At 67.5% G+C, this 24,461-nt stretch carries 31 protein-coding genes and 1 pseudogene; 12 read left to right on the forward strand and 20 right to left on the reverse strand.

Going from position 1 to position 24,461, the window contains the following annotated elements:
- Window positions 1–99: 99 nt before the first annotated feature.
- Together BJ963_RS08625 and BJ963_RS08630 are read right to left on the reverse strand one after the other, a co-directional pair.
- A complete protein-coding gene (locus BJ963_RS08625) occupies window positions 100–315 on the reverse strand; it encodes a hypothetical protein (protein ID WP_179455983.1) in 216 nt (71 codons plus the stop codon).
- Between the two features lie 11 nt (window positions 316–326).
- Window positions 327–491, reverse strand: coding sequence for a hypothetical protein (locus BJ963_RS08630; protein WP_246298013.1), 165 nt, complete (start codon window positions 489–491; stop codon window positions 327–329).
- A 246-nt stretch (window positions 492–737) separates the two neighbouring features.
- On the opposite strand from BJ963_RS08630, the gene BJ963_RS08635 reads away from it, so the two are divergent.
- The gene (locus BJ963_RS08635; RefSeq protein ID WP_246298014.1) at window positions 738–1,232 is read left to right on the forward strand and encodes an HAD-IA family hydrolase; all 495 of its coding nucleotides are present in this window, start codon (window positions 738–740) and stop codon (window positions 1,230–1,232) included.
- A gap of 190 nt (window positions 1,233–1,422) precedes the next feature.
- Window positions 1,423–1,830: a hypothetical protein gene (locus BJ963_RS08640; protein WP_179455987.1), complete on the forward strand. Its 408-nt coding sequence runs from the start codon at window positions 1,423–1,425 to the stop codon at window positions 1,828–1,830.
- A 38-nt stretch (window positions 1,831–1,868) separates the two neighbouring features.
- Here the strand turns inward: BJ963_RS08640 and BJ963_RS08645 are convergent, their stop codons facing one another.
- Window positions 1,869–2,387 carry a GNAT family N-acetyltransferase gene (locus BJ963_RS08645; protein ID WP_343037245.1) on the reverse strand — a complete coding sequence of 173 codons (519 nt, stop codon included), beginning with the start codon at window positions 2,385–2,387 and terminating at the stop codon, window positions 1,869–1,871.
- 58 nt (window positions 2,388–2,445) lie between these two features.
- On the opposite strand from BJ963_RS08645, the gene BJ963_RS08650 reads away from it, so the two are divergent.
- The 3 genes from BJ963_RS08650 to BJ963_RS08660 all read left to right on the forward strand — a co-directional run bounded on the left by BJ963_RS08650 (window position 2,446) and on the right by BJ963_RS08660 (window position 4,453).
- Window positions 2,446–2,928, forward strand: coding sequence for a hypothetical protein (locus tag BJ963_RS08650; RefSeq protein ID WP_179455988.1), 483 nt, complete (start codon window positions 2,446–2,448; stop codon window positions 2,926–2,928).
- Between the two features lie 137 nt (window positions 2,929–3,065).
- Window positions 3,066–3,893 carry a phosphotransferase gene (locus BJ963_RS08655; protein WP_179455996.1) on the forward strand — a complete coding sequence of 276 codons (828 nt, stop codon included), beginning with the start codon at window positions 3,066–3,068 and terminating at the stop codon, window positions 3,891–3,893.
- A 110-nt stretch (window positions 3,894–4,003) separates the two neighbouring features.
- On the forward strand, window positions 4,004–4,453 hold the full coding sequence (locus BJ963_RS08660) for a GNAT family N-acetyltransferase (RefSeq protein WP_179455998.1): 450 nt from the start codon (window positions 4,004–4,006) through the stop codon (window positions 4,451–4,453).
- Here the strand turns inward: BJ963_RS08660 and BJ963_RS08665 are convergent.
- Genes BJ963_RS08665 through BJ963_RS08685 form a run of 5 tightly spaced genes read right to left on the reverse strand, consistent with a single transcriptional unit; the run spans window position 4,450 to window position 7,920 of the window.
- Window positions 4,450–5,148: a GNAT family N-acetyltransferase gene (locus BJ963_RS08665; RefSeq protein ID WP_246298220.1), complete on the reverse strand. Its 699-nt coding sequence runs from the start codon at window positions 5,146–5,148 to the stop codon at window positions 4,450–4,452. The two genes, BJ963_RS08660 and BJ963_RS08665, sit on opposite strands and share 4 nt — an antisense overlap.
- 34 nt (window positions 5,149–5,182) lie before the next feature.
- Window positions 5,183–5,935 carry a class I SAM-dependent methyltransferase gene (locus BJ963_RS08670; RefSeq protein ID WP_179456002.1) on the reverse strand — a complete coding sequence of 251 codons (753 nt, stop codon included), beginning with the start codon at window positions 5,933–5,935 and terminating at the stop codon, window positions 5,183–5,185.
- A gap of 7 nt (window positions 5,936–5,942) precedes the next feature.
- Window positions 5,943–6,524, reverse strand: a complete 582-nt coding sequence (locus tag BJ963_RS08675) for a P-loop NTPase family protein (RefSeq protein ID WP_218857047.1) — start codon at window positions 6,522–6,524, stop codon at window positions 5,943–5,945.
- 9 nt (window positions 6,525–6,533) lie between these two features.
- On the reverse strand, window positions 6,534–7,043 hold the full coding sequence (locus BJ963_RS08680) for a GNAT family N-acetyltransferase (RefSeq protein WP_179456004.1): 510 nt from the start codon (window positions 7,041–7,043) through the stop codon (window positions 6,534–6,536).
- A 40-nt stretch (window positions 7,044–7,083) separates the two neighbouring features.
- On the reverse strand, window positions 7,084–7,920 hold the full coding sequence (locus BJ963_RS08685) for a hypothetical protein (RefSeq protein ID WP_179456006.1): 837 nt from the start codon (window positions 7,918–7,920) through the stop codon (window positions 7,084–7,086).
- Between the two features lie 77 nt (window positions 7,921–7,997).
- On the opposite strand from BJ963_RS08685, the gene BJ963_RS08690 reads away from it, so the two are divergent.
- Entirely contained in the window at window positions 7,998–8,360 is a 363-nt protein-coding gene (locus tag BJ963_RS08690) for an XRE family transcriptional regulator (RefSeq protein ID WP_179456008.1), read from the forward strand.
- A gap of 6 nt (window positions 8,361–8,366) precedes the next feature.
- Here BJ963_RS08690 and BJ963_RS08695 read toward each other — a convergent pair whose 3' ends face one another.
- From BJ963_RS08695 to BJ963_RS08720, 6 genes are all read right to left on the reverse strand, one after another.
- Window positions 8,367–10,868: a site-specific integrase gene (locus BJ963_RS08695; protein ID WP_179456009.1), complete on the reverse strand. Its 2,502-nt coding sequence runs from the start codon at window positions 10,866–10,868 to the stop codon at window positions 8,367–8,369.
- The gene (locus BJ963_RS08700) at window positions 10,861–11,457 is read right to left on the reverse strand and encodes a tyrosine-type recombinase/integrase (RefSeq protein ID WP_179456011.1); all 597 of its coding nucleotides are present in this window, start codon (window positions 11,455–11,457) and stop codon (window positions 10,861–10,863) included. The genes BJ963_RS08695 and BJ963_RS08700 overlap by 8 nt, the downstream gene beginning before the upstream one ends.
- Before the next feature lie 324 nt (window positions 11,458–11,781).
- Window positions 11,782–12,018, reverse strand: coding sequence for a hypothetical protein (locus BJ963_RS08705; protein ID WP_179456013.1), 237 nt, complete (start codon window positions 12,016–12,018; stop codon window positions 11,782–11,784).
- A gap of 68 nt (window positions 12,019–12,086) precedes the next feature.
- A complete protein-coding gene (locus tag BJ963_RS08710; RefSeq protein ID WP_179456015.1) occupies window positions 12,087–12,605 on the reverse strand; it encodes an HNH endonuclease in 519 nt (172 codons plus the stop codon).
- On the reverse strand, window positions 12,602–13,006 hold the full coding sequence (locus BJ963_RS08715) for an HNH endonuclease (protein WP_246298016.1): 405 nt from the start codon (window positions 13,004–13,006) through the stop codon (window positions 12,602–12,604). The genes BJ963_RS08710 and BJ963_RS08715 overlap by 4 nt, the downstream gene beginning before the upstream one ends.
- A 414-nt stretch (window positions 13,007–13,420) precedes the next feature.
- Window positions 13,421–14,059: a C40 family peptidase gene (locus BJ963_RS08720; protein ID WP_157696903.1), complete on the reverse strand. Its 639-nt coding sequence runs from the start codon at window positions 14,057–14,059 to the stop codon at window positions 13,421–13,423.
- Here BJ963_RS08720 and BJ963_RS08725 point away from each other — a divergent pair.
- Window positions 14,058–14,363 (forward strand): hypothetical protein, encoded by a 306-nt coding sequence (locus BJ963_RS08725; RefSeq protein ID WP_179456017.1) that lies wholly within the window; start codon window positions 14,058–14,060, stop codon window positions 14,361–14,363. The two genes, BJ963_RS08720 and BJ963_RS08725, sit on opposite strands and share 2 nt — an antisense overlap.
- Window positions 14,364–14,577: 214 nt before the next feature.
- On the opposite strand, the gene BJ963_RS08730 is transcribed toward BJ963_RS08725, so the two are convergent.
- Window positions 14,578–15,270, reverse strand: coding sequence for an iron-dependent transcriptional repressor DtxR (locus tag BJ963_RS08730; protein WP_089909085.1), 693 nt, complete (start codon window positions 15,268–15,270; stop codon window positions 14,578–14,580).
- A 131-nt stretch (window positions 15,271–15,401) separates the two neighbouring features.
- Between BJ963_RS08730 and serC the strand changes: the two genes are divergently transcribed.
- Both serC and BJ963_RS19120 read left to right on the forward strand, forming a co-directional pair.
- On the forward strand, window positions 15,402–16,517 hold the full coding sequence (gene serC, locus BJ963_RS08735) for a phosphoserine transaminase (protein WP_179456019.1): 1,116 nt from the start codon (window positions 15,402–15,404) through the stop codon (window positions 16,515–16,517).
- A gap of 7 nt (window positions 16,518–16,524) precedes the next feature.
- A pseudogene (locus BJ963_RS19120) lies at window positions 16,525–16,689 on the forward strand (DUF2530 domain-containing protein); the annotation flags it as partial.
- On the opposite strand, the gene BJ963_RS08740 reads toward BJ963_RS19120, so the two are convergent.
- A complete protein-coding gene (locus BJ963_RS08740; protein WP_179456021.1) occupies window positions 16,609–17,487 on the reverse strand; it encodes a DUF3027 domain-containing protein in 879 nt (292 codons plus the stop codon). The pseudogene BJ963_RS19120 and the gene BJ963_RS08740 overlap by 81 nt on opposite strands.
- On the reverse strand, window positions 17,480–17,860 hold the full coding sequence (locus tag BJ963_RS08745) for a cold-shock protein (protein ID WP_018191747.1): 381 nt from the start codon (window positions 17,858–17,860) through the stop codon (window positions 17,480–17,482). The genes BJ963_RS08740 and BJ963_RS08745 overlap by 8 nt, the downstream gene beginning before the upstream one ends.
- Window positions 17,861–17,916: 56 nt before the next feature.
- Here BJ963_RS08745 and BJ963_RS08750 point away from each other — a divergent pair, with 56 nt between their 5' ends.
- The 3 genes from BJ963_RS08750 (at window position 17,917) to BJ963_RS08760 (ending at window position 21,848) form a co-directional block, all read left to right on the forward strand.
- Window positions 17,917–18,204: a hypothetical protein gene (locus BJ963_RS08750; RefSeq protein WP_089909079.1), complete on the forward strand. Its 288-nt coding sequence runs from the start codon at window positions 17,917–17,919 to the stop codon at window positions 18,202–18,204.
- Between the two features lie 28 nt (window positions 18,205–18,232).
- Window positions 18,233–20,137, forward strand: a complete 1,905-nt coding sequence (locus tag BJ963_RS08755; RefSeq protein ID WP_179456023.1) for a helicase-associated domain-containing protein — start codon at window positions 18,233–18,235, stop codon at window positions 20,135–20,137.
- A 67-nt stretch (window positions 20,138–20,204) separates the two neighbouring features.
- Window positions 20,205–21,848: a DNA repair helicase XPB gene (locus BJ963_RS08760; RefSeq protein WP_179456025.1), complete on the forward strand. Its 1,644-nt coding sequence runs from the start codon at window positions 20,205–20,207 to the stop codon at window positions 21,846–21,848.
- A gap of 55 nt (window positions 21,849–21,903) precedes the next feature.
- Here BJ963_RS08760 and BJ963_RS08765 read toward each other — a convergent pair whose 3' ends face one another.
- The 3 genes from BJ963_RS08765 to folP are packed head-to-tail and all read right to left on the reverse strand — an operon-like array spanning window position 21,904 to window position 24,428.
- The gene (locus tag BJ963_RS08765) at window positions 21,904–22,785 is read right to left on the reverse strand and encodes an aminoglycoside phosphotransferase family protein (RefSeq protein ID WP_179456027.1); all 882 of its coding nucleotides are present in this window, start codon (window positions 22,783–22,785) and stop codon (window positions 21,904–21,906) included.
- Window positions 22,772–23,524 carry a pyrimidine reductase family protein gene (locus tag BJ963_RS08770; RefSeq protein WP_089909069.1) on the reverse strand — a complete coding sequence of 251 codons (753 nt, stop codon included), beginning with the start codon at window positions 23,522–23,524 and terminating at the stop codon, window positions 22,772–22,774. The genes BJ963_RS08765 and BJ963_RS08770 overlap by 14 nt, the downstream gene beginning before the upstream one ends.
- The gene (gene folP, locus BJ963_RS08775) at window positions 23,517–24,428 is read right to left on the reverse strand and encodes a dihydropteroate synthase (RefSeq protein ID WP_179456029.1); all 912 of its coding nucleotides are present in this window, start codon (window positions 24,426–24,428) and stop codon (window positions 23,517–23,519) included. Before folP ends, BJ963_RS08770 begins: the two co-directional genes overlap by 8 nt.
- Window positions 24,429–24,461 lie beyond the last annotated feature (33 nt).

The following is a 24,461-nucleotide window of genomic DNA, read 5'->3' on the forward strand; positions in this document are numbered from 1 at the left end:
GGCCCCGGCGCCGAACGGAAGGTTCCCACGAGGGCCTTCCGCTTCGGCCGTTAAGCCGCCCTTCGCCCGCCGCCGGGACGGGGCCGTCGAGATGCTGCGTCACCCTTCGCCGTTTGCGACCGCCTCGATCCAATCCGTCTCCTCATCGGAGAGATACAGGCCGTCCTCGTCATCCTCCGCGGAGCCTTCGGTCAGAACCCCGCCGGCCGCGACGACCTCGTCCGCCACCGGCTCAGGGACGGCATCCCCGTTGTTGGCGATCAGCCACGCCCTCGTCGCTTCCGACAGCGTCGGCCACAACTGCTCGATATCCATGACGAAGAGGCTCACCCGGCCAGCTGCAGCTCGTGGCGGCGCCAGGGCTCGGTGAACTCCTCCCAGTTGGGGTCGTTCCAGCGCATGCTGATCAGGGACGCCATGTTCAGGTGTGGCTCCTTCAGCTCGAACGGGAGCTTCCAGCCCAGCTCGCTGAGCAGGCGGTCGGACTTCACGTTGTTGCAGCGGAAGCATTATCTGAACTAGAGATCCGTACTTCCCGACCGAACGCTCCCGAGCGTGAGGCAGTATGTGAGCATGAGCAAGCCAGTGGACTCAACCCGACGTTGGCTCCCGCTTGATGTTGGCGGAGTCCTGGAAACCGTCGATGACGACGCTCGTCCCGATGCGTTCGCGTCTCGATGGGCACCAGCGCTTGGCATGACGGCAGAGGACTTCAGGCAACGCATCAACGAGCTGACTTGCCTGATGCCACACGCCGCACCGGCGTGGCCGAGCTTTACTGGCGAGGCATTGGCGAAGCTGTAGGGGCGAGTGATGACCTCCTCGCTCAGATGCAGTCGGATTTCTGGGACGAATACTGCGGGGTGGCAAACGAAGAGCTGCTCGAATATCTACGTGGCCTTCGCGAGACAGTTGGCCTCGCCATACTCTCCAACTCGGGTGATGGTGCTCGAGAGGAGGAAGAGCGACGCTTCGGTTTCTCGGACCTTTTCGATCCGATCTGCTATAGCCACGAGATCGGGGTCACGAAGCCGGATCGCGACGCCTTCCGCATCGCACTCACTCACATGGACGCGAGCCCCAACGACGTCCTATTCATAGACAACGTCGGAGAAAACACCGACGCTGCGGCCGAACTAGGAGTCCGCGCTCATCTACATGTCGATACGAAGACGACCATTCGGGCTATTGAGTTGTTCCTGGATGAGTCAGACGTGGATTATCTGAGATAGTCGCGACCGCTCGGGGCAGCCGTCACAGCCAACGATCATGGGTCACCCGATTCGTGATTGAACTCACCGGTGTTCGAGATGAAAGTACGACTCGCGAGCGAACCGCTTCCGCCGCATCGAGCAGTGAAAACGGCCAAACGAATGTGGATCAGTATGATCGCGATGGATGTCACCGTAGACAGGGGGAATCATGAAACTGCGCGCCCGCGCTTCAACAGGAGTGGCTATCGCCGCGTTGTTGGTGGCTATCTGCCTGGCTGGTTGCTCCACCGAGCCGAGCGGCCGCGCGGCAGGTGTAGAAACCAGCTGCCTGAATCTGCGGTCAGTCGTCACCAACCTGGAGGCGCTGCGGTCCTGGTGTCTGGATCACGGAGACGCCGCGGGCGCAGCCGCCTGGCTTTCCGGGATCGACAACTCGCTGAAAGCTGAAGCCCCTGCGCACGCCCGAGTCCGCGCGGTGACAGACAAACTCGACGCGCAGGTCAAGCTGTTGAGCGGAGCCGACCAGAAGTCGACGCTAGAGCAGCTGCCGGATGCCCTCTCCAACGTGATCGACGAGCTCATTCCGGCGCGCGACAGCGCCTGCGCCTCAGTTTGAGCCCGGCTGCGATCGGTGTCGGCTGCGGAACCGAGACGTCAACTCGATGCACGCCGGAGACGTATCTCTCGAACGCCGTCTTCGTCCTTGGCGTTACCGTCGGCGACGAACCCGTGCTTCCGATAGAACGCCTGAGCCCTCGGGTTGGGGTCCGCAACCCACAGACTGGCCGGCTTGTCACTGCGCAACACCGCGTCCAGGAGCGCAGCACCTGCCCCGGTTCCGTGGTGCGTTCGTAGGACGTAGAGCACATGAAGCTGCTGCGGTTCAGCCGATAACAACGGCTGAGCCATCGCAATGCCGATGATGGCACCGCCAACCTCGGCGACAGCTGCGACCCGATCCGAGAAGCGACTGTCCGTGAGCACCGTGTTCCAGAAACGCGTCCGTCGAGCGACAGCGTCTGGGTCGTCGAGGACGGCATCGGGCATCACGCCGCGATACGTCTCCTGCCACGACCGCACGTGAACCTCAGCCATGGACGCCGTATCAGCCGCCTGGGCCTGCCGGACAACGACCGGCTCACGAGACAACGCGACGTCACCGACCTCCCCCACGACGCTCAGCTTAGCTAGAACTCGATGCGCGCCCGCTACCATCTCTCCCGGAGGGCACATGGGGCGGAAGTCGCTGGCGGAGCGGATACAGGACGGGTTCGAATCACGCCCGCTGACTGAGCATCACCCGACGCCGCCGGAACCGCCGGTCACCCCAGCTCGGCGACGTCTGGGAGTGTTCGGCTTCATCATGGCTGGCTTCGCGTTCACCATCGTGTTGCTCGTTATGGCCTTCCTGGCGGTCGACGGCGTCTGGTGGAACGTACAATCGCAGGCGGTCTGCACGATCACCTCCACGAGCCATCACCCGGTGTACTCGAAGAGCGGTTTCCTCGGCACCGACTGGAAGATCGGCACCGCCCAGTGCGGGGCCTTCCAAGTGACCCGGAACGGGGAACGGTTCCCCGACGAGGCCGCGCAACGGGTCGGCCGGTCACTCCGCATCGGAGACACCTACCGGCTGTACCTGCGTGGCTGGGACGGCTGGCCGGAACCGGCCAAAGCGATAGTCGCATCGAAAGCCGCGCATAGTGGGCACTGAGAAACGAAATGTCCGGCCCAAGCGGAAGGAAAGGAGGGGCGACCGTTTTGAAAACTAGCGACCGCATCCCGTGGGCGGACGTTCCAGCACCCTTGCTGCACCGGATCGCTGCACTTCTCGGGTCGCATATCGACACCGTGGACGAGCAGACCGGTGGTTTCTCGCCGGGCGTCGCTGCCCGCGTCAGCACCATTTCTGGCCGTCGTGCGTTCGTGAAGGCGGCGCCGCACAGCTTGGGCGCGGCAGCCTCCCTGTATTCCCGGGAGGCTGATGTGCTGTCCGTCCTGCCCTCAGGAACATCAGCGCCTGCACTCATCGGCTCCGCAGAAGCGGACGGATGGTTCGCCCTAGTCTCCGAGGAGATAGACGGATCCCACGCTCAACCACCGTCCGAGGAGCACCTTGTCGCGGTTCTCGACCTACTGGCAGCGTCGCCCGAGGCAAACGAGCTTCCCCTGCCGAAGCTGACGGAGTCGGTGGACTTCACACAATGGCCGATTCTCGCCGCCGAATACTGTGACAGGCTCGGCCGCTGGGAGCTTGAGAACGCGAGCCGCCTATCCGACGCTGCCATTTCTGCTCTGCCACTACTCACCGGCACGCGACTCGTTCATCTGGATACCCGACTGGACAACATCCTTTTCAACGCCGGAGGCCAGCCTCACCTCGTTGATTGGGCATGGGCGTGCATCGGTCAACCGTGGATCGACGGACTGTGCTTGCTGCTCGACGCCCGCTACCACGGCTTCGCCGGGACCGACGCGCTCACGAGTCACGAACTGTTCAGCGGTGTTGATCCGACAACCGTCGACGGGGTGCTCGCCGGCCTTGCCGGCATGTTCCGTCTCGGCTCCTTCCAGCCGGCACCACCGAGAATGGGATTCCTCCGTGCATTCCAAGCGGCGGAAGCTAACGAGGCCACCGCATGGATCCGCGAGCGCCACGCGAAAAGGGTGTGCAGCTGATCCCTCACGCTTCTACGCTGCTGGATCACGCGCGTCTTCGATGAGCGCGACCCGTAGCATGTTGACGTGGTCGGGCTGACGGGTTTTGAGCTCCGGGTAGCGTTGTGTGCATGAAGGCTGCAGCTGACATCGAGGTCGCATCCACGCTGAGTTCCACCGATCTGGATGCCGTGGAGCGCCTCCTTCCGCTACTCTCGTCCACCGCCGGCTACGACCGCAACCGGATGCTGGCGATGCTCGACCATCCCGGACTCAACCTCTTTGTCGCACGCGTCGGCGGAGAGATCGTCGGAATGGCGACCCTCGCCACCTTCCCCCTCCCGACCGGCTGGCGCGGGCACGTCGATGACGTCGTGGTGGATGACACGCAGCGCGGTAAAGGGATCGCCCGAAGCCTGCTCGTTGCGATTATCCAGCTCGCGCGGGAGCGCGGGCTGCGTACCCTCGACCTGACGTCCCGTCCCTCCCGGGCCTCGGCCATTCACCTTTACGAGTCCGTCGGTTTCGAGCGGCGCGACTCCGTCCTGATGCGGTTCAGGCCAACGGAGTTCAACAACTAGAAGCTCAGCCGGATCCCGATGTTCTCCCCGCGGTCTTCGAACCCGAGCGATCGCGCCAGAGAACGCGACGCCGCATTGTTCGCCAGGCTCCTCCAGCGGGCGATGCCTGCCAGCGCGATTGCCTCGTTCACGGCAGCCGCTGCCACCAGCTGGCCGTAGCCCCTTCGCCGGGCCCACGGGAGGGTGAGCACCCCGACATCCGACGGCTCATTCATCCAGGCGCTCAGACCGGTGGCAGCGGCGAGCTTCCCGTGCTCCCGAAGACCGAACACTCGGGTGGCGTTGGCTAAGCCCGACTCCTCAAACTCTCCGTCCTCCGCTTCGCGTGCAAACAAAGCGAGGTCTGGCTCGGATACCAACTCAATATCCCAGGAGTCCCGCGCCACAGGGTCGCTCCGGTACGAGTGAATCGCGGGTCCTAGCACTTGCGGCGAAAACGCAGCCAGGGCGTTCTGCCAGTGTCGCGTGTTGAGTGCGCCCTCGGCGGTGATCGTTCGGAAAACCGGTTCGAGCTTCGCCCGTTCAGGGCGCGGAGCGCGAAGACGCACCACGCCGGGTCGGACCAGCACGTACACGCCGGGCCAGGGGTCCTTCGTCCACGTCGTGCGGATGCCCGGCTCCCAAACCCGAGCGGACTCCACCTCAAAGACCTCAGCCCAGTAGTTATCGACTCGCGCCTCCGTCGCCGGCTTCATCTGAACCAAGCCAGCCCTCCCGACTGGCCGTTCGTCAGCATGCTTCGAGCACAAAGAAGAGGAACGCGAGAAACCGCCCACTGGGGCGGTCCTTGAGCTCCGGGAAGCGCTCGAACGCCTCCGCAGCCGGACCGGGCTCGCTGATGACGGAGATGCGAAAGCCCGCCTCCGCGAAAGCGTCGGTCATGGCGTGCAACGGCCGATCCCAGAAGATGAGCTCTGCGGACTGCTCGCCGAAGTCCCAATTCTCGAGGCGCTTGTGGATACCGAAATACTCGCGATCCTTACCGGCGAGCTTGTCCGCCAGGAACACTGCGGCTGGATGCTCCTCTGAGACGATGAGCCGACCGCCGGGTCGGAGGACCCGGTGAAACTCTGCAAGGGTGGGGCCCCAGTCCGGCATGTAGTGGAGAACTAGCGACGCGACTATGTCGTCGAACGCGTCGTCCTCGAAAGGGAGCGGGCTGGCAAGGTCGGCGACGCGGAGGTCGACGTTACTCCCAAGCCGCTCCCGCGCGTGCTGTAGCAATTGCGCGCTTGAGTCGATGCCGACCACCTCCGCACCGCGGTCGCGCAGGTCAGCCAGGATGGGGCCCGTACCGCAACCTGCGTCCAAGATGCGTCGCCCCTCGACGTCCCCTGCAAGCTCGATGATCGCAGGTCGGTTGTAGAACTCGTTCATCAGGCTGGATGCGTTCAGCTGCGCATAGCCTTCGGCGATGCGGTCGTATGCCGTCTCGCTGGGTTCGTTGCCGTCGACGACGGTGGACGAGTCATTGTCGCTCATTCGCCCATCATGGCATCCGCCCGTCGGCGTCCACTGGAGCGTGCAGGTGTTCGGAACGGTAGAACTCGCGGAGGGCTTGCCTGGTTGGTAGAAGGATCGCGGGGAGCTCAGTAGATTCCGCCGTGGCGCGGTAGCGGGCCCTGTTGCGCGGGGTCTCCTCGATAATCCAGCGCATCATCCGCAGATTCAGGCGGTCGGCGACGCCGGGGAGCCCGCCGTGACGGTGAGACTCAAACAGGGTTCGGCGGAAATAACGGGCAAGGCTGACTCCGGTTGAGACGTCCAGCACGATCAGACCAGTGGCTCGATCGAGGCGCTGCGGCAGCCACGTTGAGTAGTTGCCCTCAATCACCCAACGCTCCCGTCTGACTGCGGCCTCATGAAGCCGGCCGAAGTCATCGGCGTCACGTTCGACCCACTGGGATCCGGGGATATGGCGCAGCACGTCGAGGTGAATGACGGGTAGTTCCGCGGCCATCCCGATCGCGACGGCGAGCGTAGATTTTCCGCTGTTGGAAGGCCCCAGGATGCAAATGCGTTCACCCAGATCGGCAAGGCAGGGCATTTGGCCGGTGTTCGACTCCTTCACGAGCGGACGCTACCTGACTGCGGGCGGGCCCGCCTTCCTAGCGGCGAAGATGTCGGTAGGCGCGATGAACGCGTGGAGCAGCCGGTCGTCGTCAGATGTAAAACCATGCCGTTCATAAACAGCAACAGCACGTGGGCTGCTGTGTACGGTGACCCGCTCGAGCCCGAGTTCGGCGGCACGCGCCAGAACAGCTTCGATGAGCTGGCCTCCGATTCCACGGTTGCGCTGGTCGGGCGCGACGTAGGCACATTGGAGATCGCCTGATGCTCGTTCAAACTTGCGCGCGCTCGGTACGCGGTCGGTGACGGCGAGCCAGGCCATGCCGAGGACGCGACCCGGGCTGACTGCCACGAAGCATTGATGACTGGTGTGCGTGGCCGCCCAGGCAGCGAACTGTGCTGCGAACGAATCTCGCGAAGCGTCGGCCTCACCCTCTAACTCCTGCAGGTAATCCCAGCGGAGACCTCCGACAGCCGCCCATTCCTCGGGTAGCGCCGGCCGAACCTCGATGTCGTCCATTCCGTCACGATACGACGTCGCTTGGCTGGCGCTTGTGTCCTCACACCGTCGGGTCAAGCTGAAGTGCCGGTGCTACCACCGACGAGGGGGCGGACTCGAGTGCGAGAAACCCGCCGATGTCGATAGCCGCGGTGTGAGAGGCGCTGATGACGTTAGCGACGAGACCGACCGCGACCATGACCCGCTCGACTGCCTCCCTCACCCGCTTCTTCTTTCCGACCTCGACACGGACGCTGCCATCACGGACGATCAACCCCAGCAAGCGATCCAATTCCGTCAGTAGCGCGTCAACACCGCCCACGAAGAACTGGTCGATGCTCGAGGTCAGCAGGTTGACGTGTTTTAGGAGCGCAGATCGGACGCGCTCGTCGATGGACTCGTCGTCACGCAGCACCCCCGCGAGGTCCGCCAGCGCGATCCTCACCTCTTCAATGCCCGATTGGGTCGAAGCGAGGCTTGAGCCTTGGGACTGGTTCAGCGTCTCGCTCCACATCTCCAGCACACGAAGAGTGCCTGCGTCGTATTGGTTGCGGAAGGCATCGACCTGACCCTGCAACACCGCGCCCCATCGGAGCGCGGTGTCCACCTTCGCCAGTTCCTCAGCGGCGGCTTTGGCTCCGGGCAACTGGCTGTTGGTGGTGACCGACTTCGACGCTAAGACGCTTAGCGTCGCTATGGATTGAGCAGTGGAGTAGAGGGCGGGCAGGTCTGAGACAGAAACCTTTACCCATGAAGCGACACAGTCGGCCATGTTCTCGTTGCCGGCGCGGCCGCCGACGTGGGAGAGATAGAGGTAGAGGCGGCCTGCGGGGTTCAGCTCGTGCTGACTGAGCACCCTCGGTTCATTGGAGGTGTCCGAGGAACTGGGTTCCGTCATGCCGTGAGCATAACGGCTGCCCGCGACAGCACGCCGCTGGGACTCGGGCCGTCGGAGGGCGCCTGTACGCTCGTGCTGTGGCGAAGACCGGACGCACCAAACCGAATGAGCTGACCAGCTCATGGCCGGACGCGCCGTCAACCGACCCAGCAGGCGAGATGGCTCGCCGCTTCACCCTCAAACTCCAGGCCGCGATGGGTGACCGAGGCGTTCGCGATGTGGCACGAGACGCCGGCATCAACCACTCCACCTTGATCTCGCTGCTTGCCGGCAAGACCTGGCCGGACTTCCTGACGATGGCGAGGCTCGAGACGGCACTTCACGCACAGTTGTGGCCGGGGGCTGTCGAACTTCACGGCGACCCGAACGGGGAGCACGACCTGGACTTCCGGTTGCCGGACGACCTACCCAAGAATAGGTCGTCCGACACTCCGGGCTAAGTGGCGCTACTCGTCGGCTCGCACCGTTGGAAGACCGAGGAAGGTCGGCCCATCGGCAACCTGCCTCCGCATGGACTCGAGCTTCTGATAGGCACCGGCGAGGGTCTGTTCGAGGAGCTCCACTTCGCCGAGCCAGCGCTGTTCGTTCGCTTCAGCGATGCGCGCCTTGAGGTTGTCGATCCGTTCCAGGAGTCGGCCTTCTTGCGCTGGATCTGGGCGCAGGAGCTGGCAGCGTAGGCACGCGCCGTCGTGAGCGCATGAGCTTCCGAACGCCCGGCCGCAGATGCCCATTTCGGTCTGCCGGCGTTCGTAATGACCGAGAAACTCCTCCCATTCTTCCGGGGTCGGTGTGCGGTATTCCTCTGCTGGCCGAAGCGCGCGTCGAGCATCGATAAAGCTCCTGAAGTGCCGGTAGACATCCTCCTCGTAGATGGCGTTGTAGCGCTGGGTGGTGTTCAGGTCGCGGTGCCCGAGTAGCGCCGCGGCGATGTGGATAGGGAGCCCGTTCTTGATGGCGTCGGTTGTGAAGATTCTGCGGAGGTCGTGGTTGGCGAACTTGATGGGTTCACCGTCATCGCCGACAAAGCCAGCGTCACTCGCTGCGTTCGCGAGATGGCGGCCGATCCAGGCGCGGTTTATCGTGCGGCGTTCGCCGTTGATTTCCCGTTGGAAGAGAAATGGCATCGGTGCGGACTCCTTCTTCTCTTGGTAGTCCCACCGGGTCACCAGCGGGAGCCGTTCTGTCCCCGCCTCACGTCTTACGCGCGAGATCATTTCGGCGAGGACCGAGGCGAGCTCCGGCGACACGGGGATGACCCGTTCTTCGTCGGTCTTCGACGGGGCGATCTGGAGCAATGGCAGCAGCTCCCCGGTGGTAGGGAGCTTGTACTGGACAAGGGCCGTGTGCGTTAGTTCCTCGAGTTCCTCGATTCGGACGCCGGTCTCCGCCATGACGTTGATTGCTGCCCACCGCCAGAAGTGGTTCGCTTCGGCATGTACGGCGTCGAAGATGTCACCGTTGTCTAGCCGGCGCACGGGGATGCCGCCGGCCCGCTTGTAGCCGTTGAGCAGGCGTCCGCCAAACTCTCGGGCTTCGGCGCCGACGACTTCGCACTGGATGCCGGACACCACGAATTGTTCGCCCACCGCGCAGTTGCGCGCCTTCGTGAGCGCTTCGAGGTGCCAACGCTTTGTCGATTCGACTGTGTCCAGCAGCTTTGGCAGTAGGGGTAAGCGCACTCTTGTCCTGGCGTGGCTGCGTGCCTTTTGGTGCTTGATCGACTTGCGAAACGCTTCAACGTCCGCCTGCGTCACTGGGTTCGGTGCGGCGAACGCTGCATACCGATCGGGTTCGGCCAAGGCCCAGTCGGCGAGGTCGTAGTAGAACGCTCGAACGGCAAGGAGGATCGGCCCGATCGTGGTGCGTCGCTTACCCTTCCCCGTCCCGTGTCGAACTACCCACAGCCCAGCTTTCCACTCGTCGAGCAGTTCGGCGTCCAGGTCAAGTGAGTCGATACCCGGCCGGAGGATTTCCAGCTCTACCCAGAAGTTCTGCACGAGTGTGGAAGCCAGGCCGGTTAGAGACGTGTAGTCGAGGGCCGCTGAGCGCGCGCGCAGATAGTCGATGAACAGGTTGCGCATGCGCCGATTCGCGATACCCGTCCTGTCCACGAGCTCTTCCACAGAGCGTTGACGGGTTCGACGCGTCTTGGCGAAGTTCTCCGGCGCACCGTCGGGGAGAAGCCCCGCCCAAGACATGGCGTCGTAGGCAGCGCCGGACGGCAAATTGTTCCGGATACCACGCGCCGTCTCACGTACTTCAAGCAGGTCGTCCACGCTGATGTCTGCGGCCCGGCGTTTACCTGTGCGCACCAGCACGCGAGCCAGCTGCGAGAGGGCGCTAACCTTCTGCGCCGCGATGCGGCTCGAGAGCTTGCCGTGCTCGTCGATCGCTTCTTCCAGCGCTTCGCGAGCTGAGGGATCACGCACGTCGAAGACGATGTTATGCAGGCCCCGCACCACTTCGTGATTGCGATGCATCCATTCGTAGCTCGGTCTGATGGCGTCGACGGCGCACATCCACGCGATGCCGCGCGGAACGACTCCACGCTGGTAGTTGACGCCGTTCGTGGAGTTGAAGTGCGCGACGATGGTATCCGCCCAATCTGGATCGTCTTCGACACCGCTCGCGAGCCACCGTTCCTGCCAACTCCGCCCAGGCATCGTAGACAGCCAGCCAGTCACGGCTCGCATCGCGATACGTCGGGCGCTCCGTTCACCCTTCGGATTGCTGAAGCGAGCGCTGACCGGAACAGCAGACAGCGAAAGCTCGACGAGTTCGGCGCAGGTCATTAGCGACACCGGCCAAGAGACCGGCTCTGGGGAACGAACCGGTGCTTCACGGTGCTTGGACGGTGGTGGCGGGGAGACCCGCTGTCGCTGCGTCTGGCTCGGTTCGATACCGGCGGGCGGGACTTCGTCGATCAGTCTTGAACGCTGCTCAGACATGGCGCCCACCAAACAGGACGTCGAGGGCGTCGGCGTCATAGTTGGCCGGCCTGTGAGCTGCCGGCGCTGGTGGTCGCGCGAAGTGCGCGGCCATCCTGGCGAGCAGGTCGTCCTCCAGCGGCACCGTGTAGATCTGCGTCGTTGTGACCGACGCGTGACCCAGGACCCATGCGACATCTGTCAGAGAGAGGTTCGGGTCCCGAACCATCCGGTAGGCGGCGGTGTGGCGGAGTTGGTGAAGTGTGTACCGGGTCCCAAGCACCTCCTGTGCTCGCTGGAAGACTTTCCTCAGCGCGTGGTAGTTGAGCGGTCGCAGTGGCTCTCGGAGCGTGAGCCACACCGGTTCCCCACTACGAAGCGACCGCGAGCCGAGGTACAAGCTGAGCCACACGAAGGCGTCCTGCGAAGCCGGGATCCACTGTTCCCGCCGGTCGCCTTTCCGGTGGACCAACACGCGATTCTGGCCTGGGTCGATTGCTTCGCCGGTGACTTCGAGCAGTTCTGAGGCGCGAGCGCCCGAACTGACGTAGAAGGCCACCAGCGCACGGTCGCGATTGGAGCTCAGCTGTGCGAACAGCTCGTTGAACACCTGGTCCGGGATAGCTTGCGGTGTCGCATGCGGCACCTTCTGCTGGCCCGCTCGTCGCATGGGCGCGCTGAAGGTGTGCATCGGGTTGTGGTGGGCGTGCGGTCGTACCGTCAAGGCGCGGACCGGACTGAGCATCGGCCCCGTCCCGCGGCGAGCGTGGTAGTCGTAGAAGCTCGCTAGGACTGCGTTGGAGTGGTTGATGGTTCGAGCTGCGTACGACCCTTCGTTGCCGGCGTGGCCTCCGGAGGCGCTTCCGCCGTGCCTCGGCTGGTGGGAACGCATCCAAACTACGAAGTCAACGTGTTCGGCGGAGGCGGCCTGGGTCTAAGGAATCTCGACCGCATCGAGGAAGCGCCACCAGCGGACGAGCGCGTAGGCGTAGGAACGGCAGGTACGAAGGGACGCACCATTGGCGAAGACGTCGCGCAGGTACATATTGATGGGGTCGACCCGGGCGCCGGCGGTGTCATAGACAATGACTCCGACCGGTTCGCCCGGGTCCTCCCGCACGCGCACCACCTGTGAAAGGCGAATTGCTTGCAGATCTCGCGGTTCGGTCACAATTGACCTCCTCCCGCTGGCGCGCTGCCACCGCACCCCGTTCGGAGTGCTGTCGAGTGGTTAGCTTATCAACCAGCTAGTTGGAGGTCGTGCTTTCGCCACGGGGTCGTAAACTCGTCCCACGTCGGGTCGTCCCAACGCAAGCTGATCAAGGAAGCCATGTTCAAGTGGGGCTCCTTGAGCTCAAACGGCAACTTCCAGCCCAACTCGGACAGCAAAGAGTCCGATTTGGTGTTGTTGCACTTAAAGCACGCAATCACCACGTTTTCCCAGCAGTGAGTTCCCCCACGCGCTCGGGGGACAACGTGATCCAAGGTGTCGCCATATCGTCCGCAATAAGCGCATACGTGGCCGTATCTCTCCAACGCCGACTTTCTCGTAAGAGGGATGCGCCGCTGAGGCACCCTGACATAGCGATTCAGCAGCACAACGCTCGGCGCATCGAGAACCGCTGAGCGACTGTGGTACTGAGCACCGCTGGCTGCCAATGTGGACGCCTTGCCCGCGAGGACGAGCAAGATCGCGCGACGTGTGGAGACGACGCCCAGCGGTTCATAGCTGGCGTTAAGAACAAGCGTCTTTGTCATGCCGCCAGCCCCCAGTCGCTACGGCTCGAGCGAACGACGAGCTCTGGAGTTAGTTCAGTCAACAGGCAGGCGACGACCACGTTGTCCCAGGTGTGGGTGCCGCCGCGGGCGCGCGGGATGACGTGATCGAGCGTGTCGCCGTACTTGCCGCAGTACGCACACACGTGGCCGTACCGCTCCAGCGCCGACTTGCGGGTCAGCGGGATGCGGCGGTGCGGCACCTTGATGAACTGGTTCAAGAGGACGACGCTCGGCGCATCCAGCACCAGGGAGCGGCTGTGCAGCTGCGCGCCGCTCTGCGCGATCGTCGACGCTTTCCCGCTCAGCACCAGCATGATCGCGCGTCGCGTCGCGATCACGCCGAGCGGCTCGTAGCTGGCGTTGAGAACCAGAGTCTTCATCTGCGGCCCTTCGGGACAAGAGGAGGGAGGGTGCTCGGGCAAACAAAAAGGGCACTGTCCGTGCGGACAGCGCCCAAGGAGGAGGCGGCATGGTGGCGGCACGCCACATGGTGGCGGTGGCAGGCCTCGACGTGGTGACGGCAGGCGAGGAAGTCGCCCCAGCGGGAGAGCGTGATGCTCGATCCCGTCGGAAGGCCGCGCTCGTCCCACCCGGTCGCCCTCAGCGGCCCGGCGGAACGCGTTCCGGCCATCGGATCCTCCGAATCTGCGGCTGCGTGACGCAGCGTCAGAACGCCAGGGTAACCCAGAAACGGCGCGCCACCTATTCGGGGCGCGCCGTTCCTGTGCTGTGGTGCGGAGTGTTCACCGAACGGAAACCCGCGGGTGTGCGTCCGGAGAGAAGGGCAGCCGGGCTCAGATGCCCAGGCGGACGATGTAGTAGTCGCTGGTCCAGATCGGGCGGATCGAGATCGACCGACCGGAGTCCGGGGCGTCCATGATGTTGCCGTTGCCGGCGTAGAAGCCGTCGTGGCCCGGCATGATCACCAGGTCGCCCGGCTGGGCGTCGGCAATCGAGATGCGCTTGCCCCTCGCGGCCTGGCCGGACACCGAGTGCGGGAGGGAGACCCCGAACTGGGCGTACACGTACATGACGTAGCCGGAGCAGTCGAAGCCCGCAGGGGTGGCGCCGCCGTACACGTACGGGGTGCCGATGTACTGCTGGGCCACCGAGAACACCTGCGAGAGGCTGAAGTTCGGGTACGGCGGGTTGGCAAGGAAGTCGGAGACGGACGGGCCCGTCGACTTGCTGGCGTACGTGGCCAGCTCGACGGCGGCCTGGCGTCGGGCGGCCTCCGCGGCAGCGACGGCCTTCTGCGCGGCCAGCTGCTCCTCCGTCGTGGCGGAGGCGGCGTCGCGGCTCACGGTCGACGCGGCGACCCCGCCGACCTCGACGGTCTGCGACTGGGCCTTCTTCATCGAGTCGGCGGCGCTGGGGCCGAAGCCCGCGCTCTGCGCGTCGCTCGGGTTGAAAGCGAAAGCAGGGAGGGACATGGTCGCGATGATCCCGGTGGCGACGGTGATGACACCGGCGTTGAGGATCCATCCGCCCTTGCGCTTCTTCTTCGCCTGCGCTGCCGTCGAGCCGGTGGCCGTGCGGACAGCGGTCGAAGCGGCGCGGCCGTTCGTGCGCGCCGGCGACGATGCCGGGCGGAATGACGCGGCGGCCTCACGCTGCACGCGCTGCGCGCGGCGGGAGACGGGGGTGGAAGGGGAAGAAGTGATGTCCGTGCTGCTCTGGTCCGGGTTCGAACGGTCCTGGAGGGGACCGATCGTGCTCGAGTCTGCCAAAGTGTGACCTCCAACGCTCCGGCAGCACTAGGGAGCTGCCCCCGTCCGCACGAGTGGCTTCGGCTTCACGGATCGAGAGACGGGTACTAGGGGGGTGGAGCGTCTCGATCCAGGGTCCTGATGGGCCGGATGGTGGCCCGTTCGGACTCGTAAGAGACTACGGGACGAGACCCCGTTTGTCACATCTTTTCGGGTGCTTTTTAACGAATCGGTAACGGGAATCAGGCGTCGACGAAGATATGCGCGGCGAGTTCGTTGGGCAGTTCCAGGCCGGTCTCGAACCCGTCGATCTGCACGGCGACGTAGGAGCCGGCCGGGGAGAATGTGCCGGTCGAGCCGGGAAAGACACCGGCCTGCTTGAGCTGCAGCAGGAGCTCGGGGTCGACCTGTGCGGGCTCGCCGAGACGCCGGATCCTGGCAGTCACCCCGGAATCGCTGCCGCGCACGACGTCGACCAGGTTGATCAGGTTCTCGGTGGAGAGGGAGGAGTCGGCGGCGCCCAGCTCGCCCAGACCGGGGATCGGGTTGCCGTACGGCGACTCGGTCGGGTGGCCGAGCATGGTCAGCAGCTTGCGCTCCACCTGCTCGCTCATCACGTGCTCCCAGCGGCAGGCCTCTTCGTGGACGTACTCCCACTCGAGCTCGATGACGTCGCTCAGCAGGCGCTCCGCGAGGCGGTGCTTGCGCATGACGTGGACGGCCTTGCGGCGGCCGTCGTCGGTGAGCTCCAGGTGGCGGTCGCCGGAGACGACGACGAGACCGTCGCGCTCCATGCGGCCGACGGTCTGCGAGACGGTCGGACCGGAGTGGCCGAGACGCTCGGAGATGCGCGCACGCAGGGGGACGATGTTGTCCTCCTCCAACTCCAGGATGGTGCGAAGGTACATCTCGGTCGTATCGATCAGATCGGTCATGAACCCCTCCACGTGACGGCGCGCGAACGTCGGATGACAGCCTACTTGGTGCGGCCGACAGCCAGGCGCAGGCCCGGGCGGAGCGCCCGCGCGCGCCGTCCTGAGCATGCAACAGCCAATACACTTCAGTTATGCCGGACGTCACGATCCCCTCTGAGCTGCTGCCCGCCGACGGTCGATTCGGATGCGGACCCTCCAAGGTCCGGCCCGAGCAGGTCGCCTACCTGGCCGGGGCCGGTGCCGAGCTGCTCGGCACCTCGCACCGCCAGGCCCCGGTGAAGAACCTGGTCGGCCGCGTGCGCGAGAGTCTCGGCGAGCTGTTCCGCCTGCCGGAGGGCTACGAGGTCGTCATCGGCAACGGCGGCTCGACCGCGTTCTGGGACGCTGCGGCGTTCGGCCTCATCGAGAAGCGCAGCGAGAACCTCGTCTTCGGCGAGTTCGGCGGCAAGTTCGCCAAGGCCGCGCAGACCCCGTGGCTGGAGGCCCCGCACGTCATCGAGGCGCCCGGCGGGTCGCGCAGCGAGGTCGAGGTCATCGAGGGCGTCGACCTGTACGCCTGGCCGCACAACGAGACGTCGACCGGTGTCATGGCGCCGGCCCGCCGCGTCCACGGCGACGACGGCGCGCTCACGGTGATCGATGCGACCAGCGCGGCCGGCGGCGTCGATCTCGACGTCAGCGAGGCGGATGTCTACTACTTCGCCCCGCAGAAGAACTTCGCGTCGGACGGCGGACTCTGGCTGGCCCTCTTCTCCCCCGACGCTCTGGAGCGGGTCGAGCGCATCGCGGCGAGCGACCGCTACATCCCCGAGTTCCTCAGCCTCAAGAACGCCGTCGACAACTCGCGGCTCAACCAGACGCTGAACACCCCGGCGATCGCGACGCTGGTGCTGCTGGAGAACCAGCTCGAGTGGATGAACGGCAACGGCGGCCTCGCCTGGGCCGACGCCCGGACCCGCGAGTCGTCCGGCGCGCTGTACTCGTGGGCCGAGTCGGTCGAGTACGCGACCCCGTTCGTCGCCGACCCCGCGCACCGCTCGCAGGTCGTCGTCACGATCGACTTCGACGACAGCGTGGATGCGGCGGCGATCGCGAAGACACTGCGCGCCAACGGCGTCGTCGACACCGAGCCGTACCGCAAGCTCGGCCGCAACCAGCTGCGCGTCGCGACGTTCACGGCGATCGAGCCGGCGGATGTGCGGGCCCTGATCGGCTGCATCGAGTACGTGGTCGAGCGGCTGGGCTGACCGCGCGATGCGCCTCTGGCTCCGCGACGACGAACGTCGGCCCGACCCGGTCCCCGTGAAGACGGATGACCGGCGGGCCGTCGTCGTCGGGCTAGCGCTGTGGCTGGTCGCCCTCGTCGTCGTCCTGATCGTCGGCGGCCCGGCGGTCGCCTCCGGCACCTGGCTCTGGACCATCGTCGTCGGACTCGTCCTCGGCGTCCTCGGACTCGGCTACCTCACCGTCACGCGCCGCCGCTGAGTCGTCTTCGTCGTCGGCCTCTTCGTCGTCGGCCTCGTCGTCTTCGTCGTCTTCGTCGGCGAGCGCCGCGGCCTCCTCCGCCTCCAGATCGAGGTCGCTGTCGACGTCCGTCTCCTCGTCGAAGTCGACGTCGACACTGTCGATGTCGACGCCGTCCACATCGTCGTCGCCGTGCAGGTCGTGCACGTCGTGGTCGTCCTCGGCGTCGTCGAAGCCCTCCTCGGACTCGTCGTCACTCTCGTCGTCACCCTCGTCCTCGTCGTCGTCCACGCTGTCGTCATCCGACTCGGCGTCCGCGCTCGCGTTGGCCTCCTGCGCGGCCTGGTACTCGGCCAGGCGCTCCGACCAGGGCACCCAGTCGGGCGCCAGCAGCGATCCGTCGCCCGGCATCAACTCGGCCTCGAGCACGGTCGGCTCGTCGTCATCGCCGGCGCGGCCGACGGTGACGGTCCAGCGCCAGTCCGGGTAGCCCGACAGGCGGCTGGCGAACAGCAGGGAGACGACACCGGGCCCCTCGACGACGTGGCCGAGGGGTTCGCCGATCGTGGCCTCCGGGGTGATCTCGGCCAGCGCCTGGAGCGCGAGCGGGACCGCGGCGAGCAGCTCGGGATCGGCGACCAGCGGTGCGGCCGGCTCCGCATCCACGATCACGTCCGTCACCTCAACGGCCTCGGCCGCCTCGGCGACCTCCGCCTCGGCGACCGGGTCGACGTCGTCGCCGCGCTCAGGCATCCAGGTCGTCCGCGACCTTGCGCAGCACGGCGGCGATCTTCGCGCCGTGCGCCTTGTCGGGGTACTTGCCGCGGCGCAGGTTCGCGCCGATGCCGTCGAGCAGCTTCACGAGGTCCTCGACGATGATCGCCATGTCGTCGGCCGACTTGCGCTTCATCTTCACCAGGCTCGGCGGAGCCTCCAGAACGCGCACGGAGAGCGCCTGCGCTCCGCGCTTGCCGTCGGCGATGCCGAACTCCAGACGGGTTCCCGCTTTGACGACGGCACCGGCGGGAAGCGCCGAGGCGTGCAGGAAGACTTCCTGGCCGTCATCGGAGCTGATGAAGCCGAAGCCTTTCTCCTCGTCGTAGAACTTGACCTTGCCGGTTGGCATGGGAACCTCACTTCGCATGGGGGATCGGATGACCAACCTCAATTATCCTTGATTTCGTGACCCAGCAGACCCCGCCGCCGGCATCGCGGCTCCAGCGCATCCTGTCGTACATCGTCGCCGCGCTCGTCATCGTTTCCCTGGTCTGCATCGCAGCCATCCTGATCGGGACGGCGGCCGGGCAATTCGCGGCCCAGGGTTCCGGCCTCGGGCTGTGGCCGACCGTCTTCTTCTTCCCCCTGGTGGCCCTGCCGATCGCCTTCGTGCTGATCATCGTCCTCCTCATCGTCAGCGCCCGGCGCAACCGGGCGGCCAACGCGGCCAACGGCACCAAGGGCCGGCGCTAGGGGCCGGGACGGCCGGCGGTTCGGCGCCATGACCACCACACTCGCTCTCGCAGCCCGGCTGCGGGAGCTGGACGACGCTGCGCTCGTCTCCGCGCTGCACCACCGCACCTACCGACGGACCGGGGTGTCCGACTTCTTCGACCTGGCGGACGCCCTCCTGGATGCGGACTCCCTCCAGCGCGCCCTCGCCCCGCTCGACCGGACGCACCTGGCGGCGCTCGTCGCCCTGGGCAGCGGAGGCGGCCCACTGACGGCCGACGAGCTCGCCCGGCGGCTGAAGGTCGAGCCCGCGACGACCGGGACGACGCTCGAGGCGGCGGAGGCGGCGCTGGCCGACCTCGACGGCCTCCTGCTCGTCCATCCCGCCGACGCCGACGCCGACGCCGACGCCGACGCGAGCGCCGACGCGCCCGCCGGTCGCGTGGTCGTCTACGACGCCGTCACCACCCACCTCGCCACCTGGCCCGCTTCCGGGCTGCCGTCGCCCGCCGAGCTGCTCGGCACCCCGCCCCCACCCGCCCTGGCGCCCGTGCCGGACACGGAGAGCCGGTTCACCGACCGCCTCGCCTCCGAGCGCGCGTTCGAGGCCGTGACGGCCGTGTCCGAACTCCTGGCGGAGCTGGGGCGCGAGGGCGCTCGCCGGCTGCAGAAGGGCGGACTCGCGCTCCCCGCGGTCAAGCGCCTGGCCGAGGCGCTCTCGGTGGATGCCGACATCGTCCCCGTGGTCCTCTCCGCCGCCGAGCGCGCCGGCCTCGCGGCGGTCGACGACGGGATGTGGCTGCCGACGGAGGCCGCCGCCGCCTGGTCGCACTCTCCCACCCGCGACCGCTGGCGCGCCCTCGCCGCCGCCTGGCTCGACGCGCTTCCGGCCGACCTCCGCACCCTCCTGGCGCTGCGCAGCCGCGCCGCGTGGGGCGACAGCCTGCGCGAGCACGTCGCCTGGCTGTACCCGGCGGCCGTCGAGGAGGCGCAGCGACGGGTGGATGCGCACACCCGCCTCGCCGAGTGGCTCGGCGTCACCGCGCACCAGGCGCCGTCATCCGCCGGCACCGCGCTGGTCGAGGACGGCCCGGAGGCCGCCACCGAGATCATGGCGGCCCAGTTCCCGTCCGAGGTGGACCGCGTCTACCTCCAGCACGACCTCACCATCGTCTCCCCCGGGCCACTGGCGCCGGAGGTCGAGGGGAGGCTGCGCGGGATCGCCGACCTCGAGTCCCGCGCCCTCGCATCGACGTTCCGCCTCTCCGCCACCTCGGTCGACCGCGCGCTGACCGCGGGCGAGACGGCCGACGGCATCCGCGACTTCCTGAGCACGATCTCGCTCACCGGGCTGCCGCAGCCGATCGAGTACCTGATCGCCGACGCCGCCGAGCGCCACGGGCGGGTGCGCGTGCACGAGGCGGAGCGCGAGAACATGCGCTCCGCGGTCCGGTCGGCCGACCCGACGGTGCTGCGCAGCATCCAGGTCGACCAGTCGCTCAGTTCGCTGCGGCTGATCCCGACCGGAGACGGCGAGCTGGGGAGCCGGTACCCGCGGGATGTGGTGTTCTGGGCGCTCAGCGACGCGCGGTACCCGGTGGTCGCCGAGGACGCGGACGGCCGCGAGGTGACGCTCCGGCGGCAGCGGTTCGCGCATCCGCGAGCCGCGCAGGAGGCCGACCGCGACGCGGAGCTGGTCGTCCGGCTGCGCCAGGCCGAGGACGACGCCGAGGAGGACACCGGCGAGCGGTGGCTGGCGCGGCAGCTGGATGCGGCGGTCAAGGCGCGCCAGACCGTGATCGTCGAGGTGGCGATGCCCGGCGGCGAGGTCGTCGACTACCTCCTGGAGCCGACCGGGGTCGGCGGGGGTCGACTGCGTGGACGCGACCGCGCCGCGGACATCGAGCGGACACTCCCCCTCTCGAGCATCCGGGGCGTGCGCCCGGCGCCCTGATCGCGGGAGCGCCCGGTTCCCGGCCACCCGGCCGGACCCCAGGGCGCAGGGCGTAGGCTGGTGAGCTATGTCCGATGGCCCCCTGATCGTCCAGAGCGACCGCACCGTCCTGCTGGAGGTCGCGCACCCGGAGGCGGAGGACGCACGCCACGACCTCGCCGTCTTCGCCGAGCTGGAGCGCGCGCCCGAGCACATCCACACCTACCGCATCACCCGGCTGGGGCTCTGGAACGCGCGGGCCGCCGGGCACACCGCCGAGGACATGCTGGGCACCCTGGAGCGGTACTCGAAGTTCCCCATCCCGCAGACGGTGTCGGTCGACGTCTCCGAGACCGTCGCCCGGTACGGGCGTCTCGTCATCGAGCGCGACGACGAGGGGACGCTGCTGCTCCGCTCCACCGACCTGGCCGTCCTGACCGAGGTCGCGACCGCCAAGCGGATCGCGCCGCTGCTGCTGGAGCGTCGTGACGACACGACGTTCGTCGTGGAGGTGTGGGCGCGCGGGCAGCTCAAGCAGGAGCTCGTCAAGCTGGGCTGGCCGGCGGAAGACCTTGCCGGGTACACCCCGGGGACGCCGCACGAGATCGGGCTGAAGGAGGACGGCTGGGCGCTGCGCGACTACCAGCGCAAGGCGGTGACCAACTTCTTCGACGGCGGCTCCGGCGTCGTGGTGCTCCCCTGCGGCGCGGGCAAGACGCTCGTCGGGGCCGGGGCGATGGCGACGGCGAAGACGACGACGCTCATCCTGGTGACCAACACGGTGTCGGCCCGGCAGTGGCGCGACGAGCTGCTGCGCCGCACGACGCTCACGGCCGAGGAGATCGGCGAGTACTCGGGTCAGGTGAAGGAGGTCAAGCCGGTCACGATCGCGACCTACCAGATCCTCACAGCGAAGCGGAAGGGCGAGTACGCGCACCTGGCGCTGCTGGACGCGCTCGACTGGGGACTCGTCGTCTACGACGAGGTGCACCTGCTGCCGGCCCCCGTCTTCAAGCTCACCGCCGAGCTGCAGGCCCGCCGCCGCCTCGGACTGACGGCGACGCTGGTTCGCGAGGACGGCCGAGAAGGCGACGTGTTCAGCCTCATCGGCCCGAAGCGCTTCGACGCCCCGTGGAAGGAGATCGAGGCGCAGGGCTTCATCTCGCCGGCCGCCTGCTACGAGGTGCGCGTCGACCTGCCGCCGTCGGACCGGCTCAGTTACGCCGCCGCCCCCGACGACGAGCGGTACCGTCTGGCGGCGACGGCTCCCGCGAAGCTCGACATCGTGCGTCAGCTGGTCGCGCGGCACGAGGGGGAGCGCATCCTGATCATCGGGCAGTACCTCGACCAGATCGACGAGCTCGCGACCGCGCTGGATGCGCCGCAGCTGACCGGCGCGACGCCAGTGGACGAGCGGGAGCGGCTCTACCAGGAGTTCCGCGACGGCCGGACGAAGGTGCTCGTGGTCAGCAAGGTCGCCAACTTCTCGGTCGACCTGCCCGAGGCGACCGTCGCCATCCAAGTGTCGGGCTCGTACGGCAGCCGGCAGGAGGAGGCCCAGCGCCTCGGACGCCTGCTGCGGCCCAAGGAGTCGGGACTGTCGGCCAACTTCTACACGCTGGTCGCCCGCGACACGGTCGACCAGGACTTCGCGCAGAACCGCCAGCGGTTCCTCGCGGAGCAGGGCTACTCGTACACGATCCTCGACGCGCACGCGCTGCAGGCGGCGTAATCGGGCGCGAGATCTGGCGCAAACCGCGGTTTTCCGCTCGCGGGGGCGGGCGGGGTCAGCGCAGGATGCGGGAGAGGGTCGTGCGCGCCTCGGGGTCGGCGGGGCGGTCGCGGAGCGTGATCGCGGCCTTCCAGAGGGCCCAGCCGCGCGCCCGCGACCACGTGTCGTCGTCGAGGCCGACCGTGTCGACGAAAGCATCGCGGGCCGCACCCTCGAACATGGTCCAGGCGGGCACGAGGTCGCAGGCGGGGTCTCCGACGCCGGACGTGCCGAAGTCGATCACCGCGGACAGCGTGCCCGACGCATCCGTCAGCAGGTTCCCCGGCGCGACATCGCCGTGGAACCACACCGGCGCGCCGGCCCAGCGGGATGCGGTGGCCTCGGCCCAGAGCGCGCGAGCCCGGTCCGCATCGACGGCCGGGAGGCGCGTGAACGCGGCGAGCGCCTCCTCGCCGTAGACCTCGGGCGGAGCGCCGCGGAAGAAGTTGTGCGTCCCCGGCTCGGGCGCGCCTTCGGTCGGAGCCGCCCGCAGCGCGACCAGGAAGCGGCCGATGGCCTGGGCGAGCGCCGCATCCTGCGACACGTCGCCCAGCAGCACCACCGGCCGGCCGGGCAGCCAGCGGTACACCGACCACGGCAGCGGGTACTCAGCGGTCGGCTCCCCCTCCGCGACCGGCTGTGGGATCGGCAGCGGCAGCAGCGGAGCCAGCCGCGGCAGCCACTCCTGCTCTTTGGCGACCTGCTCCCGGTACCCGGCGGCGCTCGGGAGCCGGACGCTCAGCTCGTCGCCGAGCCGGAAGGTCCGGTTGTCCCAGCCGTCGTGCTCGACCGGGCGGATGGGCAGCCCGCGCCACCGGGGGAACTGCGCGTCGACGAGGCGACGCACCAGGCCGGCGTCGATCTCCGGCCGGAGCTCGGCCTCCTCAGTTCCGGACATACCGCAGCAGCAGGGTGTCGTCCCCCGCCAGCGTGTGCGCCAACCGCAACCCGAGCGGGGCGATCGGCGCGGCGCCCGTCGCGATCCGCGACGACGTCCCTCCCTCCAGCCTCGGGCTGACCGTCAGGCACAGCTCGTCCACGGCGCGTGCCGCGATCAGGTCGGCGAACAGGTGCGGACCTCCCTCGCAGTGGATGCGCTTCAGCCCCCGCTCGTGGAGCACCCGCAGTCCGCGCTCGGCCTGCACGCGGTCCCGGCCGCAGACCACCACGTCGGCGACCTCCGAGAGCGCATCGCGCGCCTCCGGCCGCGACAGCTCTGTGGTGAGGATGATCGGGCGCTCCGGGGCGTCCTGGAAGATCGGGCTGCGCGGGTCGAGGTCGAGCCCGGCCGACACGATGGCGAACACCGGGTGCGCGGTCATCCCCGCCCCGCTGCGCGCTCTGGCCGACGCCGGGGCGACCCGCATCGCGCCGTACCCCTCGGCGCGCACGGTGCCCGCGCCCACCAGCACCACGTCGCACAGCCGCCGCAGCAGCTCGAACACCCGGCCGTCGACGTCGTTCGACAAGCCGCCCGACAGTCCCTGGTGGGTGGCAGCGCCGTCCACGCTGGTGACGAAGTTCACCCGCAGCCACGGCTCCCCCGCGCCCTCCTGGTAGAGGGCGGTGATCTCGTCGTCGGTCAGCTCGGGCTGCGACGGCAGCGGCGACAGGCGGTGGATGGCGGGCTCACTCATTCACGTCTCCCATGTTGTGCTTGAGGTAGGCCGGCGCACGGAAGCCGAGCACGGCCTCGGTCATGCGCACGGCGGCGACGGAGGCACGCACATCGTGCATGCGGACGATCCGCGCGCCGTTGACGATGCTGATGACCGCGGCGGCGAGCGACCCCTCCAGCCGGTCGGCACGCGGGGCGTCGAGCGTCTCGCCGATGAAGTCCTTGTTGGAGACGGCGGCGAGGGTCGGGTAGCCGAGGTCCGCGATCTCGCTGAGCCGGCGGGTCAGCTCCAGCGAGTGCAGCGTGTTCTTGTTGAGGTCGTGCCCCGGGTCGACGATGATCCGCTCCTCCGCAACGCCCGCGGCCTGCGCGCGCTCCACGCGGTCGAGCAGGAACGCGGACACCTCAGCGACCACGTCGCCGTACTGCGGCTTCGGGAAGGGGCGCCGCGGCTCGGCAAGGCTGTGGGTGATGACGAGCGTCGCCTCGCTGTCCGCGACGACCCGGGTGAGGTCGGGGTCGCGCAACCCGGTGGTGTCGTTGATGACGGTCGCACCGGCCGCGATGGCCTCGCGGGCGACGGCCGCGTGGAAGGTGTCCACCGAGATGACCACGTCGGATCCGGCCCGCAGCGCGGCGACCACCGGGACGACGCGCTCGATCTCCTCGTCGACCGGCACGGGCTCGCCCGGAGCGAAGGGCGCGCCGCCGATGTCGACCCAGTCGGCGCCGAGCGCAACCGCCTCGAAGCAGGCGTCCACCGCCCGGTCGAAGGCGTACGTGCGGCCCTGGTCGTAGAACGAGTCCGGCGTGCGGTTCACCACCGCCATGACGGCGACCTGCCGCGAGAAGTCGAACGTGCGCGCGCCGATCCTCCGGACCGGGACGCGCAGCGGCGGCAGGTACGGCTCAGAGCGTGGCAAGGTCGACGTCCCGACGGCGGTTCATGGCCTCAT

Source organism: Leifsonia soli, assembly GCF_013408745.1.
GTDB classification, from domain to species: domain Bacteria; phylum Actinomycetota; class Actinomycetes; order Actinomycetales; family Microbacteriaceae; genus Leifsonia; species Leifsonia soli.